The organism is Mycobacterium sp. NPDC048908 (assembly GCF_043197955.1).
In the GTDB taxonomy this organism is placed as follows: Bacteria; Actinomycetota; Actinomycetes; order Mycobacteriales; family Mycobacteriaceae; genus Mycobacterium.
On sequence record NZ_JBICUE010000004.1, the window covers coordinates 550,739 to 567,669 of the forward strand.

At 64.6% G+C, this 16,931-nt stretch carries 18 protein-coding genes, 1 tRNA gene and 1 pseudogene; 11 read left to right on the forward strand and 9 right to left on the reverse strand.

From position 1 onward, the window contains the following. Window positions 1-34 precede the first annotated feature (34 nt). Together ACGFK1_RS14780 and ACGFK1_RS14785 are read left to right on the forward strand one after the other, a co-directional pair. The gene (locus ACGFK1_RS14780) at window positions 35-1,486 is read left to right on the forward strand and encodes an ABC transporter permease subunit (RefSeq protein ID WP_393430002.1); all 1,452 of its coding nucleotides are present in this window, start codon (window positions 35-37) and stop codon (window positions 1,484-1,486) included. Beyond that, window positions 1,483-2,238: an amino acid ABC transporter ATP-binding protein gene (locus ACGFK1_RS14785; RefSeq protein ID WP_393430005.1), complete on the forward strand. Its 756-nt coding sequence runs from the start codon at window positions 1,483-1,485 to the stop codon at window positions 2,236-2,238. The genes ACGFK1_RS14780 and ACGFK1_RS14785 overlap by 4 nt, the downstream gene beginning before the upstream one ends. Before the next feature lie 81 nt (window positions 2,239-2,319). Here the strand turns inward: ACGFK1_RS14785 and ACGFK1_RS14790 are convergent, their stop codons facing one another. The 4 genes and pseudogenes from ACGFK1_RS14790 to tgt form a co-directional block, all read right to left on the reverse strand. Beyond that, window positions 2,320-3,525: a saccharopine dehydrogenase family protein gene (locus tag ACGFK1_RS14790; protein WP_393430008.1), complete on the reverse strand. Its 1,206-nt coding sequence runs from the start codon at window positions 3,523-3,525 to the stop codon at window positions 2,320-2,322. A gap of 62 nt (window positions 3,526-3,587) precedes the next feature. Further along, window positions 3,588-4,602 (reverse strand): annotated as a pseudogene (locus ACGFK1_RS14795) (cytochrome P450). A 97-nt stretch (window positions 4,603-4,699) separates the two neighbouring features. Next, window positions 4,700-5,923, reverse strand: coding sequence for a cytochrome P450 (locus ACGFK1_RS14800; RefSeq protein ID WP_393430011.1), 1,224 nt, complete (start codon window positions 5,921-5,923; stop codon window positions 4,700-4,702). A gap of 4 nt (window positions 5,924-5,927) precedes the next feature. Then, window positions 5,928-7,160: a tRNA guanosine(34) transglycosylase Tgt gene (tgt, locus tag ACGFK1_RS14805; protein ID WP_393430014.1), complete on the reverse strand. Its 1,233-nt coding sequence runs from the start codon at window positions 7,158-7,160 to the stop codon at window positions 5,928-5,930. A 17-nt stretch (window positions 7,161-7,177) separates the two neighbouring features. Here tgt and ACGFK1_RS14810 point away from each other — a divergent pair, with 17 nt between their 5' ends. After that, window positions 7,178-7,612 carry a lipoprotein LpqH gene (locus ACGFK1_RS14810; protein WP_393430017.1) on the forward strand — a complete coding sequence of 145 codons (435 nt, stop codon included), beginning with the start codon at window positions 7,178-7,180 and terminating at the stop codon, window positions 7,610-7,612. On the opposite strand, the gene ACGFK1_RS14815 is transcribed toward ACGFK1_RS14810, so the two are convergent. Continuing rightward, window positions 7,609-8,514, reverse strand: coding sequence for a haloalkane dehalogenase (locus tag ACGFK1_RS14815; RefSeq protein WP_393430020.1), 906 nt, complete (start codon window positions 8,512-8,514; stop codon window positions 7,609-7,611). The two genes, ACGFK1_RS14810 and ACGFK1_RS14815, sit on opposite strands and share 4 nt — an antisense overlap. 183 nt (window positions 8,515-8,697) lie before the next feature. On the opposite strand from ACGFK1_RS14815, the gene ACGFK1_RS14820 reads away from it, so the two are divergent. After that, complete coding sequence (locus ACGFK1_RS14820) at window positions 8,698-9,159, forward strand: lipoprotein LpqH (protein WP_393430023.1); 462 nt, start codon at window positions 8,698-8,700, stop codon at window positions 9,157-9,159. Between the two features lie 15 nt (window positions 9,160-9,174). Here the strand turns inward: ACGFK1_RS14820 and ACGFK1_RS14825 are convergent, their stop codons facing one another. Then, window positions 9,175-9,516, reverse strand: coding sequence for a DUF732 domain-containing protein (locus tag ACGFK1_RS14825; protein ID WP_393430026.1), 342 nt, complete (start codon window positions 9,514-9,516; stop codon window positions 9,175-9,177). A 55-nt stretch (window positions 9,517-9,571) separates the two neighbouring features. On the opposite strand from ACGFK1_RS14825, the gene ACGFK1_RS14830 reads away from it, so the two are divergent. Then, window positions 9,572-9,946, forward strand: coding sequence for a hypothetical protein (locus tag ACGFK1_RS14830; protein ID WP_393430029.1), 375 nt, complete (start codon window positions 9,572-9,574; stop codon window positions 9,944-9,946). A 138-nt stretch (window positions 9,947-10,084) separates the two neighbouring features. Here ACGFK1_RS14830 and ACGFK1_RS14835 read toward each other — a convergent pair whose 3' ends face one another. Further along, window positions 10,085-11,764 (reverse strand): MFS transporter, encoded by a 1,680-nt coding sequence (locus tag ACGFK1_RS14835; RefSeq protein ID WP_393430144.1) that lies wholly within the window; start codon window positions 11,762-11,764, stop codon window positions 10,085-10,087. Between the two features lie 259 nt (window positions 11,765-12,023). Here ACGFK1_RS14835 and ACGFK1_RS14840 point away from each other — a divergent pair, with 259 nt between their 5' ends. Both ACGFK1_RS14840 and ACGFK1_RS14845 read left to right on the forward strand, forming a co-directional pair. Next, the gene (locus ACGFK1_RS14840; protein ID WP_393430031.1) at window positions 12,024-12,254 is read left to right on the forward strand and encodes a deoxyribodipyrimidine photolyase; all 231 of its coding nucleotides are present in this window, start codon (window positions 12,024-12,026) and stop codon (window positions 12,252-12,254) included. 94 nt (window positions 12,255-12,348) lie between these two features. Beyond that, a complete protein-coding gene (locus ACGFK1_RS14845; RefSeq protein WP_393430034.1) occupies window positions 12,349-12,504 on the forward strand; it encodes a hypothetical protein in 156 nt (51 codons plus the stop codon). Here ACGFK1_RS14845 and ACGFK1_RS14850 read toward each other — a convergent pair. Next, complete coding sequence (locus tag ACGFK1_RS14850) at window positions 12,501-12,989, reverse strand: DUF417 family protein (protein WP_393430037.1); 489 nt, start codon at window positions 12,987-12,989, stop codon at window positions 12,501-12,503. The genes ACGFK1_RS14845 and ACGFK1_RS14850 overlap by 4 nt on opposite strands. 190 nt (window positions 12,990-13,179) lie before the next feature. Here ACGFK1_RS14850 and ACGFK1_RS14855 point away from each other — a divergent pair, with 190 nt between their 5' ends. The 3 genes from ACGFK1_RS14855 to ACGFK1_RS14865 are packed head-to-tail and all read left to right on the forward strand — an operon-like array spanning window position 13,180 to window position 15,765. Next, complete coding sequence (locus ACGFK1_RS14855; protein WP_393430040.1) at window positions 13,180-13,914, forward strand: response regulator; 735 nt, start codon at window positions 13,180-13,182, stop codon at window positions 13,912-13,914. Further along, complete coding sequence (locus tag ACGFK1_RS14860) at window positions 13,911-15,104, forward strand: sensor histidine kinase (protein WP_393430043.1); 1,194 nt, start codon at window positions 13,911-13,913, stop codon at window positions 15,102-15,104. Before ACGFK1_RS14855 ends, ACGFK1_RS14860 begins: the two co-directional genes overlap by 4 nt. Then, window positions 15,088-15,765 carry a peroxiredoxin-like family protein gene (locus tag ACGFK1_RS14865; RefSeq protein ID WP_393430046.1) on the forward strand — a complete coding sequence of 226 codons (678 nt, stop codon included), beginning with the start codon at window positions 15,088-15,090 and terminating at the stop codon, window positions 15,763-15,765. The genes ACGFK1_RS14860 and ACGFK1_RS14865 overlap by 17 nt, the downstream gene beginning before the upstream one ends. Window positions 15,766-15,776: 11 nt before the next feature. On the opposite strand, the gene ACGFK1_RS14870 is transcribed toward ACGFK1_RS14865, so the two are convergent. Then, window positions 15,777-15,867 (reverse strand) — tRNA-Ser (locus ACGFK1_RS14870). A gap of 52 nt (window positions 15,868-15,919) precedes the next feature. On the opposite strand from ACGFK1_RS14870, the gene ACGFK1_RS14875 reads away from it, so the two are divergent. Next, on the forward strand, window positions 15,920-16,840 hold the full coding sequence (locus ACGFK1_RS14875) for an NAD(P)H-dependent flavin oxidoreductase (protein ID WP_393430049.1): 921 nt from the start codon (window positions 15,920-15,922) through the stop codon (window positions 16,838-16,840). The last annotated feature ends 91 nt before the right edge of the window (window positions 16,841-16,931 follow it).

Below are 16,931 nucleotides of genomic sequence, written 5' to 3' on the forward strand. Positions count from 1 at the left end.
GCGTCCGCCGGTGCCCAATCTACGAAGAGCCCTCGTGGCCGTGGTACTGCTCGCCGCACTTCTGCTCACCGGATGCGGCGGGCAGGCGTCCAACGGCGACAATCCCGTCAAGTCCGCCGGCGTGCTGCGGGTCGGCACCGAAGGCGTGTACTCACCCTTCAGCTACCATGACCCCGCCACCGGTCAATTGGTCGGCTACGACGTGGACGTCGCCCGCGCGGTCGCCGACAAGCTCGGCGTCAGAGCCGAATTCGTCGAGACGCCGTGGGATTCGATCTTCGCCGCGCTGGAGGCCAACCGATTCGACATCGTCGCAAACGAGGTGACCATCAACGACGAGCGCAAGCAGAAATACGACCTCTCCGAGCCCTACTCGGTCGGTGAGGGCGTCATCGTCACCCGCGCCGACGACAACTCGATCAAGTCGCTGGCCGACCTCAAAGGCAAGGTCGCCGCGGAGAACGCGACCAGCAACTGGTCCGACGTGGCCCGTAAGGCCGGCGCACGCGTCGAGGCGGTCGAAGGCTTCACCCAAGCGATCAAACTGCTCAACCAGGGTCGGGTCGACGTCGTCGTCAACGACAGCATCGCTGTGTACGCATACCTGGCCGAGACGGGCGATACGACGGTCAAGATCGCCGGAAACGTCGGCGAGAAAAGCGAACAGGGCTTCGCCGCACGAAAGAACAGCGGGCTGCTGCCGGACCTCAACAAGGCGCTCGATGAATTGCGCGCCGACGGCACTTTGGCCGACATCTCGCAGAAGTACCTGAAGGCCAACGCCTCTGGAGCACCTGAGGCGGCCCAGAACCCGACCGAGCCGAAGTCGACCTGGGACCTGATCCTGGACAGCCTGGGACCACTGGCCAAGGCGGCGATCACCAAGACCGTTCCCTTGACGGTGATCAGCTTCGTGATCGGCCTTGTGCTCGCGCTCGCGGTGGCGCTGGCCCGGTTGTCGTCGAACGTGATCCTGACGAATGTGGCGCGGTTCTACATCTCGGTCATTCGCGGGACCCCGTTGCTGGTACAGCTTTTCATCGTGTTCTACGCGCTACCGGAGCTTGGGGTGAAGATCGATCCGTTCCCGGCCGCCATCATCGCGTTCTCACTGAACGTCGGTGGATACGCGGCCGAGATCATCCGTTCCGCGATCCAGAGCATTCCGAAGGGCCAATGGGAAGCGGCCGAGACGATCGGGTTGAATTATGTTGGCACGCTGCGACGTATCATCCTGCCGCAAGCCACCCGGGTGGCGGTGCCGCCACTGTCGAACACGCTGATCTCACTGGTCAAAGATACGTCCCTCGCCTCGACGATCCTGGTCACGGAGCTGTTGCGGCAAGCCCAGATCATCGCGGCGCCGACGTTTGAGTTCTTCGCGTTGTACGGCACGGCCGCGGTGTATTACTGGGTGATCTGCCTGGTGCTCTCGTTTGGTCAGGCCCGCATTGAACGTCGGCTGGAAAGGTATGTGGCGCGATGACGGAAAACCGCGTGGTGGCCGAGGGTGTGCACAAGGCCTTCGGGGACAACGAAGTGCTCAAAGGTGTCTCGTTCACCGTTCCGCAGGGCTCGGCGACGACGATCATCGGACCGTCGGGCTCAGGTAAGACAACGCTGCTGCGGGCACTCAACGCGTTGGATGTGCCCGATGCCGGGGTGATCCGCGTCGGCGAAGTGGAGCTGGACTTCGCCAAGCCGGTGCCCAAGGATGAACTGCGTCGCTATCGCGCGCAGAGCGGCTTTGTGTTCCAGTCGCACAACCTGTTTCCGCACAAGACGGTGCTGCAGAACATCACCGAGGGACCGATCTTCGTGCAGAAGCGGCCGAAGGAGCAGGCCGAGACCGAAGCGCTGGAGTTGCTCGGCCAGGTCGGCCTCGCCGAGAAGCGTGACCAGTATCCGTATCAACTCTCGGGCGGCCAGCAACAGCGCGTCGGCATCGCACGGGCGCTGGCGATGAAGCCCAAGGTGGTGTTGTTCGACGAGCCGACGTCGGCGTTGGACCCCGAACTGGTCGGCGAGGTGCTCTCGGTCATCAGGGATCTGGCCGTCGAGGGCTGGACGCTGGTGATCGTCACGCACGAAATCCAGTTCGCCAAGCAGGTTTCCGATCAGGTGTTGTTCACCGATCGCGGTGTGATCCTCGAGCAGGGCCCGCCCGCCGAGGTGATCGGCAACCCAAAGGAGGAGCGCACCCGCCAATTCCTCGACCGGATCCTCAACCCGCTGTAGGCCCTACCTCTCTTCTCTCGCGAGCGACCGTGTTTGTACGCCGACACGCCGCGATCGTATGTACAAACGCGGTCGCTCGCGCTATTGATCCCGAAGCCCCCACGGTGAGCCGTACGACGTCAGCAGGTCGAGGAACGGCACCGCGTCGAACGCCTCCGGTCCGAGCACGCCGCTGCCGGTCCATTTGCCGGTGGCCAAAAGTTCAAGCGCCACAACGGGATTGATCGCCGTCTGCCATACCACGCATTGGTGGCCATACTCGGACATCGACCATCGGTTGTCCACGACGTGATAGAGATAGGTGGACCGCGGCTTGCCATCCTTACCGGTGCCCGTCACCCACAGCCCGGCGCACGTCTTCCCGTGCATGTGGGGTCCGAGCGTGGCGGGATTCGGTAGGCAGGCGGCGACGACGTCGCGCGGACTCACCTGTACGCCTCCCACGGTGATCTTCTCGGTGCGGTCCAGACCGAGCTTGTGCAGCGTCTTGAGTACATCGATGAACTCGGCGCCGAGACCATACTTGAAGGTCGCGCGTTTGCAATTCACCCAGCGCGGCATCAGCAGCACTTCTTCGTGCTCGACGTTGACGCACTCGACCGGGCCGATGCCGTCGGGAAAGTCGAAAACCTCTGGTTCGCTGAACGGTTCGGTGGTGAACCAGCCGCGGTCGGCCTCCCAGATCACCGGCGGGTTGAGACATTCCTCGATGGTGGTCCAAATGGAGAACGACGGGGCGAAATCGTAGCCGTCCACAGTCAGGTTGGACCCGTCTCGGGTGCCGAGTTCATCGATGTCGGAAAACAGATGGTCGGCGGCATAGCGGGCGAACACGTCGGAAAGTCCCGGCTCCACGCCGATTCCGACAAGGGCGAGACGGCCCGCATCCTTCCAGGTGGTCTCGGCCGCGAACTGCTCGTCACCGAGTTTCACCCCGGTCAGCTCGTAGGGTCGATCCGGATGCCGCTGCGACAGACTCATCGCCATGTCCAGGTAGTCGGCACCGCCGGCCAGCGCTCCGTTGAAGATGGGCATCACGAATCGAGGGTCCACGGCGTTCATCACATGGGTGATGCCGTGGCGGCGAACGAGTTCGGCGACGTCGTCGGCGGACGTCGCGTCGACGCGGGCCGCCGAGAACCGCTTGTCATTGACCGCCTCGGCGGCTTGCTGGGCACGCGTCTCGTCGTAGTCGCTGACCACGATCTGTTCGAAGAAGTCCCGTCTCGTCGCGATAGCGCAGAACGCCGACCCGACACCGCCGGCGCCCACCAAAAGGATCCGCATGCGCTAGACCGTACAGGCAATGGATTCCGAATCAGGATCGATCTGCTACGACAAAACGGCGATCATTCCCGCGGCGTCCACCTCACGGTGAGACGCGTGATTCCGCGGACGAACGCCGACGGCAGGCTCTCCGGTTCCGCGTCCACTGCGAGGTCGGGAATCTGGCGGTGCAGTTCCTGGAAAGCGACGCCGATCTCGCGCCGGGCGCGATTGGCACCCAAACAGAAATGGGCGCCCCCACCGCCGTAGCCAAAGTGCGGATTCGGATTGCGCCGGATGTCGAACACCCACGGATTCGCGAACTTGGCTTCATCCCGGTTCGCCGAGATGTACCACATCGTCACCTTGTCACCAGCGCGAATGTCGTTCCCATGCAGGTCAATTCGCCGAGTCACTGTGCGGCGCATGTAGCGGATCGATGTCGCCCAGCGCACGATCTCTTCCACCGCGGTGGCCTGCAGCCCATCGAAATCGTCCCACCACTGTTGGCGAGGCGACCTCGGCCGAGGTCAGCCGCTCACCATCTGCCTCAGCCTGCACCAGACTGGTAGTCAAGTCGGCACTGGGATGGCAGCGCCGGCTCTCGGCGAGTTCATGCGCATAGGCGCCCGTATCGGTTATCGCTCTTACGAACTCGCGCAGGCCGATACCCAGATCCGGGTCCCCGAAGCCAAGAATGATGTGGGTCCAGTTGAAGATCTGCTGATGATCCTCTTCGGGAATGCCGATCATGTCGCAGATCACCTGCAGCGGAAGGGGATCGAACCCAGATTCTCCGCGACCTCCGCAGGCGCATCGCCCATCATGATGTTGGGTTCGGAGCTGAAGAGCTCCGGGTGGCGGCTGACGAAGTGGATATCCTCGTGCCGGGTCAACGCCCAATTCCCGGGTCCCTCTACTTCGCCGTCCCGCACCAGCTGCGGGAAGAACGAGATCGGCGCCTCACGACGCAGTGTCGCGAACACGCCGTCGATGACATCATCCCCGCGTCGCCAAAAGGTCCCACGATCCCAGGTCGATGTCAGTTAGCGGCACATCCGGCGGCGCTTCGCCGTTCCTGCGGTCAATGATGTTCACGCGCACGGAGTCCCATCACTTGGTCGTCTCGAGAATGGCCCGCGACCACTCATTGGCGACTAACGGACCGCTTCGCCGTATTCATCCGTTTGTGCGGCTAGATCGCGACCTCCAGCGACGCCATTCCGCGCAACGTCAGGTTCGGCTTGTACTGCGGCTCACCGGCCAGTCGCGCCTGCGGGAAGCGTTCGGCGACCTTCGTCAGTGCGACGGTGGCCTCCAGCCGCGCCAGCGGCGCACCGAGACAGAAGTGCGCCCCCTTGCCGAAGCCGAGATGCCGAATGGTCTCGCGATCCGGATCGAACTCGTTCGGCCGGTCGAACGCCGCGGGATCGCGATGGGCCGCAGCCAGCAGCAGCATCATCACATTCCCTTTGGGCACATCGGCACCGCCAATCGTCATGTCCTCGGCGGCGATTCGGCCCACCAGCTGAACAGGCGGGTCGTAGCGCAGCGTCTCCTCCACCACCGCGGAGATACGCTGAGTAGCGGCGATCAGCGCCGACCACTGCGACGGGTTGCGCAGCAGCGCCAGGATGGCGTTCGTGATCAGGTTCACCGTCGTCTCATGGCCAGCGATCAGCAGGAGATTGCACGTCGCGACGATCTGCTCTTCGGTCAGCTGATCGCCCGACTCCTCGACGGTGATCAAGGCCGACATCAAGTCGCCGCCGGGATCGCGACGCCTGCGTGCGATCAGGTCCCGTAGATACCCACGCAGCCACAGCCCGGCCTGGAACATCTCGTCGACATCCTCGCGGACTTCGCCGGTGAACGAGGTCACCGGATCCAGCGCCGCCGCAAGCAGCGCCGAGGCCTGACTGAACTGCGGCTCGTCTTCGATCGGCACGCCGAGTAGACGGCAGATCACTGCGACCGGCAGCGGATGGGCCAGGTCCTTGACGACCTCGAACCGCCGTGCGGCGGCCACTTCGTCCAGCAGCGAATCGACCAGCGCAGCGATGTCGGGCTCCAGCGCCTTGATGACCTTCGGCGCGAACGCCTTGCTGACCAGCTTGCGCAGACGCGTGTGGTCAGGAGGGTCGAGGAAGAGGAACCCCGGCGGGCCGAACGGCCGGATGTCGGCGCCGGCAGCGATCTGCCGCTGCGCCGCTGTCGATTTGAGCCGATCGTTGGCCGACGACGGATGACGCAGCACGTCGTCACAGTCTCGAAACGACGAGAACACGTTCAGCGTCATCTCCGGCAGCTGCAGTGGACCGCGGTCGCGGATCTGCGCGTACGCCGGGTACGGGTCGGCCCGGTTCGTCGGATCGAGGAGCTGGATCAGCAATGCCTGCGAGTCCGCGGCGGTGGTCATCTATTTATTGTGCGCGCGTCGAGTAGTACCGACCCAGGACGTGCGCGCGCAGTTCGTCGAACTCACCGGTGCGGATCGCCGCGCGGATCTGGTCCACGAGCCGGATGACGAACCGCTCGTTATGGATCGTGCACAGCGTCTTGGCCAGCAGCTCCTTGGCCTTGAACAAGTGGTGCAGGTACGCCCGGGTGTAGTGCGCGCATGTGTAGCAGTCACAGTCGGCGTCTATCGGGCTGAAGTCACGCCGATACCGGGCATTGGTGATGTTGAAGCGTCCGGTGGGACCGTAGACAGCGGCGTTGCGCGCGACGCGGGACGGGGACACGCAGTCGAACGTGTCCGCCCCCGCGGCGACGGCGTCGAACAGGTCGTCGGGCTCGCTGATGCCCAGCAGATGACGGGGTTTGTCCGCGGGCAGTTCGCTGCTGACCCAGCCGACGATGGTGGCCAGGTTCTGTTTCTCCAGCGCCCCGCCGATGCCGTAGCCGTCGAAGCCGCGGCCGTCGTCGTCGACGATCGCGGTCAGCCCGCGCGCGGCCGTTCTGCGCAGATCCTCGTACTGCGCGCCCTGCACCACGCCGAACAACGCCTGCGGCGGCTTCTCGGGATGCAGCGCCGTGAGCCTGCGGTGTTCCGCCAGGCATCGCACCGCCCAGTCGTGCGTGCGCTTGACCGATTCCTCCTGGTAGCCGCGGGTGTTCACGAGGGTGGTCAGCTCGTCGAAGGCGAAGATGATGTCGGCGCCGAGCTTGTGCTGAATGCCGATTGACACCTCGGGTGTGAAGCGGTGTGTCGACCCGTCGAGATGCGAGCGGAAGGTGACGCCGTCGTCGTCGACGTGGGCCAACCGTTCCTTGCCCTCGGCGATGACGTCGTCGGCCTGGACCCGGTCGGTGTCCATCGCCAGCACCTTCTTGAACCCCGCGCCGAGCGACAGCACCTGGAATCCGCCGCTGTCGGTGAATGTCGGCCCGTGCCAGTTCATGAATGCCGCGAGCCCGCCGGCCTCCTCGACGATGTCGGGGCCTGGCTGCAGATACAGGTGATATGCGTTGGCCAGAACAGCCTGGGCACCAAGCTCTTTCATGGTTTCCGGCAGCACCGCCTTTACGGTGGCCTGGGTACCGACGGCGATGAACGCCGGTGTCTCGATGTCGCCGTGCGGGGTGCGGATGACGCCGGCGCGGCCAAACCGTCCCGGCAATTCCGCGGCAACGCTGAAGAAGTCCTCTCGCACGCCGTAGATTCTGCACTGTGAGAATCGCGGGGGTGGCCGCCGCGGCGGCAACACTGGCGGTGGCGGGGTGTTCGTCGGGTCCGCCGGACTACACGCCAGGGCCGGGCATGCTTGTGGCGGGCACCGCGCAGGTGACTGTGAACGGGCAGAACATCGGCACCACCGAGGCCGTGGATTGCACCCCCGCAGGCTCCCTGACCACCATCAGCACGGGAGATCAGACATCGGGTGTCACTGCGCTGATCTCCAGCAAGGATGCGTTGACCGCCGACGCCGTCAGCATCAACAATGTCGGCGGCTTCACCGGCAGCTACAACCGGGGCCTCGGCGGCGACGCGAAAGTCACGATGACCGGCAGGACCTACGACATCACCGGGACCGCAGACGGATTCGACACCGCGCAGCCCAGCTTCCGCACTTCTGGCACGTTCGCCATCAAGGTCGCCTGTTAGCGCGCCAGGAATCGGACGATCGCTTCGGCCAGTTCCTTTCCCGCATCCTCCTGGAGAAAGTGCCCGGCATTGGCGATCACCGGATGCTCGATGCCTTGGGCGCCCCGCATCTGACGCGCGAAGATGGGCGCCATGGCGCCGGTGATCGGGTCGCTGTCACTGAACGCGACCAGCATCGGAGTCGTGCTGTCGCCCAACGCTTTCCACGCCGCACGGTTCGCCGCCGAGGCAGGGTCGTCCGGGGTGGTCGGGATCAGACCGGGCATCGCGCGGGGGCCTGTCTTGTGGGCATCGTCTGGGAAGGGTGCGTCGTAGGCGGCGCGAACCGCATCGGACACCGGCCGACGGCAACCCGCCGCGACGAACCAGCCGACCTGCAGATCCGCCTGTCCTTGGATGGCCTCGCGGAACCGCCACCAGGTTTCGGGCATCGGATGATCGCCGGTGGGCAGGCCGGTGTTGGCGACGACGATGCGCGCGAAGCGATCCGGATTCTCTGCCGCGATGCGTAGTCCGATCAGACCGCCCCAGTCCTGCCCAACCAAGGTCACATCGCGGAGGTCGAGCACGTCGAACGCGACGGCGCGCATCCACTCCACGTGCCTTGCGTAGGTGTGGTCCTCGATCCGGGCCGGTTTGTCGGACCGACCGAATCCGACCAGGTCCGGACAAATCACCCGATGTCCGGCCGCCGCCAGGATCGGCATCATCTTGCGGTACAGAAACGACCAGGACGGCTCCCCGTGCAGCATCAGCACCGGATTGCCTTCGGCTGGACCGGATTCCACCCACGCCACCCGCAGTACCCCGCCCTCACCGTCGTCGACTTCGCAATAGTTTGCGGGATACGGAAATTCGGGCAGATCGGCAAAGCATTTGTCCGGTGTGCGCAACGTCTGCATGACGGCGAACCTACCTGAGCTTCCTGATGGGATCCTTCGGCCGCATCAAGCTCAGATAACGATCGGCCCGTGCGCAAGCAAATTTTCGCCAAATCGCCGTATCCGCTCCGAACAGGCCCACCATACTGTCCGGGATGATCCGTTGATCTTGTCGGATCACGACGAACACAAAGGAGAACACTCGTGAAGCGTGGTTTCGTGGTCGCCGTGGGCGGCGCGGCGATTGTCATCGCCGGTCTGTCCGGCTGTGGTTCGGGCGAGAAGAAGTCCGAGACGAGCGGCGAGACGTCCTCGGCGGCGTCAGCGCAGGGCAAGACCACCGTCACGATCGATGGACAAGATCAGAAAGTCCAGGGCACCGTGGTCTGCAGCACGATGGGCGGTAACACGAACATCGCGATCGGTGACGCCGCGACCGGTATCGCGGCGGTGGTGAGCGAAGACGGTAAGACCGTGCAGTCGGTGGGTCTGGGCAATGTCAACGGTGTGACCCTCGGCTACCAGGCCGGTGCCGGCCAAGGCGACGCGAAGGCCGAGAAGGACGACAAGACCTGGAAGATCTCGGGCACTGCCACCGGTGTCGACATGGCCAACCCCATGCAGCCGGTGAACAAGCCGTTCGAGATCGAGGTCTCCTGCCCCTAGCCGCCGTTGTCGTGGTCAGGCGGGCAACTTGTATCCGGCAGCGGACTGACGCAACTGCCAGATCTGCGCGGGGCACAACTCGTTGACGGCCTGGTTGATCAGGTAGGCGCCCTGGTAGTAATCGGCGGTGTTGAAGTCTGCCTTGACCTGTTCTACCAATTGCGCGTAGCTCATCTTGGCGGCGACGCGGTCGCAGATGCTGTTGCCATAGCCGATAGCGGCGTCGGCGTTGGGAAAGTTGTAGCCGGGCCGCACATGCACGTTGACGAGGTAGGCCACCACATCCGCGTTGGCGGGCGGAGCCGGCGCGAAGCTCGACAACAGGCCCACGAACAGCGCGGCAACGACCGACTTCATGCGTAGTGAGCCTAATGCGCGCCCTGCGCGAGCGCAGCCACCTACGCTATGGCCCATGAAGCTGATGGCTGCAATGGTGCTCGGTTGCGGATTCATCGCGGCACCGATGGTGTCGGCGACGACCGCTTCGGCGGTCCCAGTGTCGTGTGACGGGACGGCGCCCTCGTGCGTCCCTTACATCGAGCGCGGCGCGGTTCTCGGTGACGGCTGCGCCGCGAACACCCGCTACAACTTGGCGCTCGACGCATCGGGCGGCACGTTGGCGTGCAGCGCCAAAGGACAGTGGATCGCCTCTCCGCCGCTGGTCGGCATTCGCACGCTGCGCTCGCAGTGTGGTCAGGACAAGGGTGTCGCGCTGACCATCGACGGCGTGACGATGAGCTGCATCGGCGGTGCCTGGAGCGCCGACTACACGGTCCCGTTCGCCTAGGAGCGGCGGTGGCGGGGTCGCCCTTGAGCACTCGGGCGCGAAGCTCTGATTTCCCTGGCGCGCTGCTGCGCTGCCTCGCGCGGTGTCTCGACCATGTGATGACACCTCCTGGCCGTTCGATCCTCAGCAACGAACCGCTCAGCCGCGCTCGAACCGGTCGCCGTCCGCGCTGCGGCCGGGATTGACCCAGGAGGCGGCCGCGCCGATCGCCATCATCACCGCTGCCGCCGTGAACACCACGACGAGACCGCTGTGGAACGGTCCGGATATCAGATGGGGGAAGAAGTCCTTTCCGGTGAGCGTCGCGGCGTCCACGCCAGGTTGCTGCAGAGCCCCGAACGGTGTCAGTAGCTGTGCGAGCGGGTTGTAGCCAAGGAACGCGGCGAACAGGCTTCCGACTGGTGGCGTGTCGGCGACCTGGTGGGCGACGCCGGCAGCCACGCCTTGTTGTTGAAGGCGTGAAACAAGCGCCGATGGCAATGAATGCGCCAAGCCAGTGATCATCAGGGAGAAAAATGTGCCGATCGACAGCGACATTCCCGCGTTGGTGAAGGTCGCCCGAATGCCTGATGCCGCACCGCGTTCGGCCGCAGGCACGCTGGACATGATCGCTGCGGTGTTGGGTGAGGTGAAGACGCCCCCGCCCAGCCCATTGAGGAAGAGCAGCACGGCGAACAGCCGATAGTCGAAGTTCACCGGAATGAGAAGCAGCGCAATGAAAGTGGCTGCCATCAGTACCAGCCCACCGACAGCGAACGGGCGCGAGCCCATTCGGTCGGACAGCGTTCCCGACAGCGGTCCCGCGAGAAGGAAGCCGACGGTCATCGGCAGCATGTAGATGCCGGACCACAGCGGAGTGGATTCAAAGCTGTAGCCGTGCAAGGGCAACCAGATACCCTGCAGCCAAATGATCAACATGAACTGCAGGCCTCCACGACCCATTGCCGACATCAGGCCTGCGAGGTTGCCAAGCGCGAACGGCTTGGACCGGAACAACCGGATGTCCATCATCGGTGCGCGCACACGCATCTCGACCACGCAGAGCACCGCCAGCATGCAGGCCGCCGCGCCGATCGCGGAGAGCACCAAAGGGTTGGCCCAGCCCGTGGAATGCCCACCGTACGGCTGAATTCCGTAGGTGATCGCGGCCAGCAGCACCGTGAGCCCGATGCCGAACAGCAGGGTGCCCGGCCAGTCCAGACGCGCCGGGGTTCGAACCCCCACCTCGCGCAGCGAGCGGTAACTCCACAGCGTGCCTGCCAGGCCCAGGGGCACGCCTGCCCAAAACACGGCGCGCCAGTCCCATTCGGAAAGCACCCCGCCGATCAACAGCCCGAGGAATTGGCCGGCGATGGCGGCCACCTGGTTGACGCCGAGCGCCATGCCACGCTGGCGGGAGGGAAACGCATCGGTGAGGATGGCCGCCGAACACGCCATCAGCATTGCGCCGCCGATGCCCTGAAACACCCGCCAGCCGATCAGCCAGACGGCACCGCCGCCGAGGTGAAACGGATCGAACGACAACGCGATCGCACCAATGGTGAAGATGACGAAGCCGAGGTTGTATATCCGAACCCGCCCGAAGATGTCGCCGAGTCGGCCGAGCGGAACAACAAGCACCGCGGTCGCGACCAGGTACCCCATCAGCATCCACAGCAGGTAGCTGACGTTGCCAGGTGCGAGTGGATCGAGTCCGATGCCGCGAAAGATTGCCGGCAGCGAGATCAGCACGATTGAGCTGTTGATCGACGCCAGCAAGGCGCCGAGAGTCGTGTTGGACAGCGCTATCCACTTGTAGTTCGGGTGTTGCCGATCCATCAGGCTGCGGCGCCGCGCCGTTTCGGCCGCGGCCGCAGTCGTTGAATCAACTACGGGCGGTGGGGCGTCTAGGTCGGTAGTCACGGGTCGCGGTTACCCCGGCGGCGCCAAAGAACCTCGGCCTCGGGCTTGATTCACAGCAGATGTCCAGCCGATGCGGCGCGGTCATCGAACCTTGGTATTCACTGAAAATCGTTTGACGACAACCAAATTGAGGGTACTTCGTCGGCACGTGTCATTGCCGAGCAAGGAGGTTGCGATGATGCACATGGTGGTGCTGGCCGCGTCGAACAATGTCGAGGCCGCGGGCTTGATTCTGCGCGGCATCAAGGGCGTGTTTGTTGCGGTCGGCAGCATTGTCGCCGCGATCATCTGCGGACTGGTCGCCGCGATGAAGGGGCGCAACCCACTCGGATGGGGCATCGCCGGTTTGTTCTTCAGCATCCTGACGCTGATTGTCGTCATCGTCGTCCCACGCAAGAGGTCTTGACGCGGCCGGATTTCCGGCAGGACGACGTTTTGATTTTGACCAATTGGGCAATTCCCTTTGAAGTCCTAAGCGTTCTCTCTGAACGGAGTCACCCATGATCATCCTCGGCATCATTCTCCTCGTGATTGGCTACTTCACCAGCCTGTCAATCCTCTACACCATCGGCGCGATTCTCATCGTGGTCGGCGTCATTCTGTGGATCCTCGGCGCGGTCGGCCGCCCTGTCGGAGGTCGAAAAGTCTGGTTCTAGCGGACGGGGCGCGACGCGCGAAGGGAGTCGCCAAGCGTCCAGATGGCGACTCCGATCAATACCAGGTCCTTGAGTAGGAATTGCCCCGGCTGAGCAGACAGGACAGGCACGCCTGCGAGGTCGCCGACCACAACGCCTGGTGTGGTGAACAGGAAGCTCAAGGTACCGATGAAGAGCACGATGGCCAGCGCGCTGCCGACAACCGATGCGCGCGGCCACCGGGCTCCCATCGCGATGAGCACCGCGGCGGCGATCTCCATCGTGCCCAGCCCGCGGGCGACCGCCGCCGGGCTCAAGAAATCGAAGATCCAGCTCATCAAGGGACTGTGCCCGATGAGCACCTTGGCGTCCATCTTCATGTACTTCCCAAACCCGATCCAAGCCAGGACGACGACCAACCCGTACCGGGTGATCAACTCGCCCGCTACGAACACCTGGGTGGCGGCCCTGTCGGAGCGCGTGGTGGTGATTGAAGCGGTACTCATGGTGCCCCTCTCTCTCAGCGTGTGAACGTGTTCGAGAGTGGCGTCGCACGATGACGTTTGGTCAGTCACTTTCTGACGGTTCGATAACGCAACCGGGCCCAAGCGCGGCAAATCTGACGATTCGCTGAAGAAGTGCGCCTCCCGCCGCCGACGGTTAGTTCAGCGCCCAATGCACAGGCAGTATGTGGCCATGAGCATTGACGCGGTCCCGGCGCAGAACCTGCGCGCGCTGGTCGTCGACGACGAGACACCGCTGGCTTCCGTCGTGGCCGGCTATCTCAAACGTGAGATGTTCGAGGTTCATCTGGCCCACGACGGACATCGCGCCTTGGATCTGGCACGTGAGGCCGATCCCGACGTGGTGATCCTTGACATCGGACTGCCGGGCGTCGACGGTGTCGAAGTGTGCCGGCGCCTTCGCGCCTTCTCCGATGCCTACGTCGTGATGTTGACCGCACGCGACACGGAACTCGACACCATCGTGGGTTTGTCGGTCGGGGCCGACGACTACGTCACCAAGCCGTTCAGCCCACGCGAGCTGGTAGCCCGGGTGCGCGCGATGATGCGCCGACCCCGACGTCCGCAGGGTGAGCCGCCGGAGATGAGCACCGAAACGAACAGCGCGCCACGCCGATTCGGTGCCCTGCGGATCAACGTCGATGCGCGTGAGGTACATCTCGATGACTCACCAGTGATGCTGACGCGAACCGAATTCGACATTCTCGCAACGCTTTCAGCGCGTCCAGGTGTGGTGTGGAGTAGACGCCAACTGCTGCAGTCGGTGTGGGGCGACCCCTGGGTCGGTGCAGACAACGTCGTCGATGTCCATGTCGGCAGGCTTCGCCGCAAACTGGGCGACGAGCCGGCGGCGCCGCGCTACGTCATCACCGTGCGCGGCATCGGGTATCGCATGGGGGCGGGATGATGGGAAGCCGACACGGAATTGGGCTGCGGCTGCTGGTGACCAATCTGCTTGTCGTGGTCGCGGGAATGGCGATGACCACGGTGGTGGCGATGACTGTCGGGCCGCCGATGATTCGCCGCCTGATGGATCAAGCGATCGTGCCTGGCCTCAACGGCGTTCATCCCTACGAACGCGCCTTTCGTGAGGCAACCATGTTGTCCGTCGGCATCGCGTTGACCGTGTCCGCGTTGGCGACGCTGTCGCTGAGCTACTACCTGAGCAGACGCGTACACCGCTCGGCGACGGCCCTTTCGCGGGCTGCCTCTGCAGTTGCCAACCGACGCTACGACGTTGCCGTCCCGACACCGGGGCTCGGTAGAGAGTTCGACACGGTAGCGGCCGCGTTCAACACGATGGCCCAGCGGCTTGGCGCCGCGGAGGAGACGCGTCGGCAGATGCTGGCCGATCTGGCACATGAGATCAGAACACCGGTCTCGGTGCTGGAGGCTTATATGGAGGCACTCGAAGACGGTGTGCAACCGCTGGATGCCGAAACCATTGCGACACTGCGTGCTCAGACGCGGCGCCTGACCCGCTTCAGCGTCGACGTGACGTCGCTGGCGGTCGCCGAACGTCGCACGACGTTCATCGACGCGGGATGGACGTCACCGGCCGAGTTGATCTCTTCGGCAGTGTCGGCATTCGCACCTCGGTACAGCGCCAAGGGGGTGGAGCTGCGTTCGCAGACGACGGCCGAGCTGCCGAAGCTGTGGGCGGACCCCGAACGGCTCGCCCAGGTGCTGAGCAACCTGCTCGACAACGCGCTGCGCCACACCTGCAGCGGTGACGAGGTCAGTGTGGTGACGTTCGACAACAACGACGAACTCGTCATCGCGGTCTCCGACACCGGTGACGGCGTAGCGCCTGAACATCTCAGCCGCCTGTTCGACCGGTTCTACCGTGCCGACTCCGCCCGTGACCGCAGGCAGGGCGGCGCAGGCATCGGCCTGTCGATCGCCAAAGCCCTCGTCGAGGGTCACGGCGGGCACATCGAAGCCCACAGTGAAGGACTCGGCACTGGATGCACGATCAGCATTCGTCTGCCTTACCGGCAAGGCGAGTCGGCGGACGCCGAGAGCACGGAGGCGGTCGAACATCGTCCTGTGACAACGCATTACGTTAGAAAGGTTTGTGATGTCCACCCCTGCTGATGCCCACCCGACCACGATCGCCCAGCGCGTCGCCGCGATGCAGGACGCGATGGCGGGCCAGATCCCCAACGAGGTGCTCGACGTATTCGGCGCTGAGCGGGCCGGCCTCGACGGGCGTGGAATCCCTTCCGGCGTAGCGAAACCCGGCGAGCCATTGGGTGACTTCGACCTGATCGACGTGCATGGGGAACCCACAAAGCTGTCGACCGCTTTGGGTGGCCGTGCCGCGGTGGTGGTGCTCTACCGCGGGGCTTGGTGCCCGTACTGCAATCTGACGCTGCGCGCCTACCAGCAGGATCTCGCCCCGGCACTGGCCGACAAGGGCGTCACGCTGGTGGCTGTCAGCCCCCAGAAGCCCGACGGATCGCTGTCGATGAAAGAGAAGAACGAGCTCAGGTTCACGGTTCTGTCCGACCCGGGCAACTCGATCGCCGCCCGGCTTGGTGTCACCACAGAGCCCACGGATGACGCCCGGGCCGCCCAGCGCGCGGGCGGACTCGACCTGACCGATGTCAACGCCGACGGCACCGTTGGTCTGCCGATGCCGACGGTCGTGATCGCCGACGAGGCCGGGGTGATCCGCTGGATCGACGTCCATCCCGATTACGCGACGCGCACGGAGGTCAGCGATATCTTGGCCGCGCTGGACGCGCTGGGCTGACCGGGGCTTGTTGGCGGTGGCGGAGGGATTTGAACCCTCGGACGGGGGTTACCCGTCACACGCTTTCGAGGCGTGCTCCTTAGGCCGCTCGGACACGCCACCGGGTGGCAGCTTACCGGCCAACCGTGGCACTGATCCAATCGCCGACAATCAGATGGTGACCAACCGCATTCAGGCCCTGCTCGATGTCGAGTATCCCGTCGTCCAGGCGCCGATGACCTACATCGCGCGGGCCGAACTGGCGGCGGCCGTATCCGAGGGCGGCGGCCTCGGCATGATCGAGACGCTGACGCCCGACGGCCGCGCCGACCTGCGTCGAGTACGCGAACTCACCGACCGCCCAGTCGCGGCCAACCTGATGATCCAGGGCTGGAAGCGCGACCCGTCGATCGTCGATGAACTGGTCGCCGCCGAGGTTCGGCACGTGTTCACCTCCGCGGGTGACCCCGCCCTGTTCACCGACCGACTGCACGACGCGGGCATGATCGTCGTCCACGTCGTGGGCTCGCTGAAGGGCGCGATGAAAGCGGCCGACGCGGGTGTCGACGCGCTGGTGGTCGAGGGCGTGGAGGGTGGTGGATTCAAATCGGCGCTTGGCGCGTCGACGCTGGTCCTACTCCCCCTCGTCGCGGACAGGACCGACCTGCCGATCATCGCGGCGGGCGGCATCTGCGACGCGCGCTCGGCGGCCGCCGCGGTGGTGCTCGGCGCCGAGGGCGTCCAGATGGGCACCCGGATGCTCGCCAGCCACGAGGCCGCCGTGCACGCCAACTTCAAGAACGCGATCATGGCCGCCGCCGACGACGGCACCGTGATGCTCACCATTCCCGGTAATCCGACGATGCGGGTGTTGCGCACTGGTCTCGCGGCCCGGGTGGCGGCCCATGATCCCGAAGTACAACTGCTGGACCGCATCACCGACCTCTACTTCGAAGGCGATATGGACGCCAGCGTCGCCAACACCGGCCAGGTGTCGTCGCGGATCGGCGACCTGCAACCCGCGGCACATATCGTCAAGCAGACGTGGTCAGAGATCGAAGCCGCGTTGCGCGACAGCAGATCTCGGCTCGGCTAGTTGTGATGTCCAGGGAGGTTATCCGGGTCGCTGTCGGTGAGCCTGTGTGACAGGGAAGGCCTCCGGTTGTGAAGTGGAGCTGTCTAGGAAC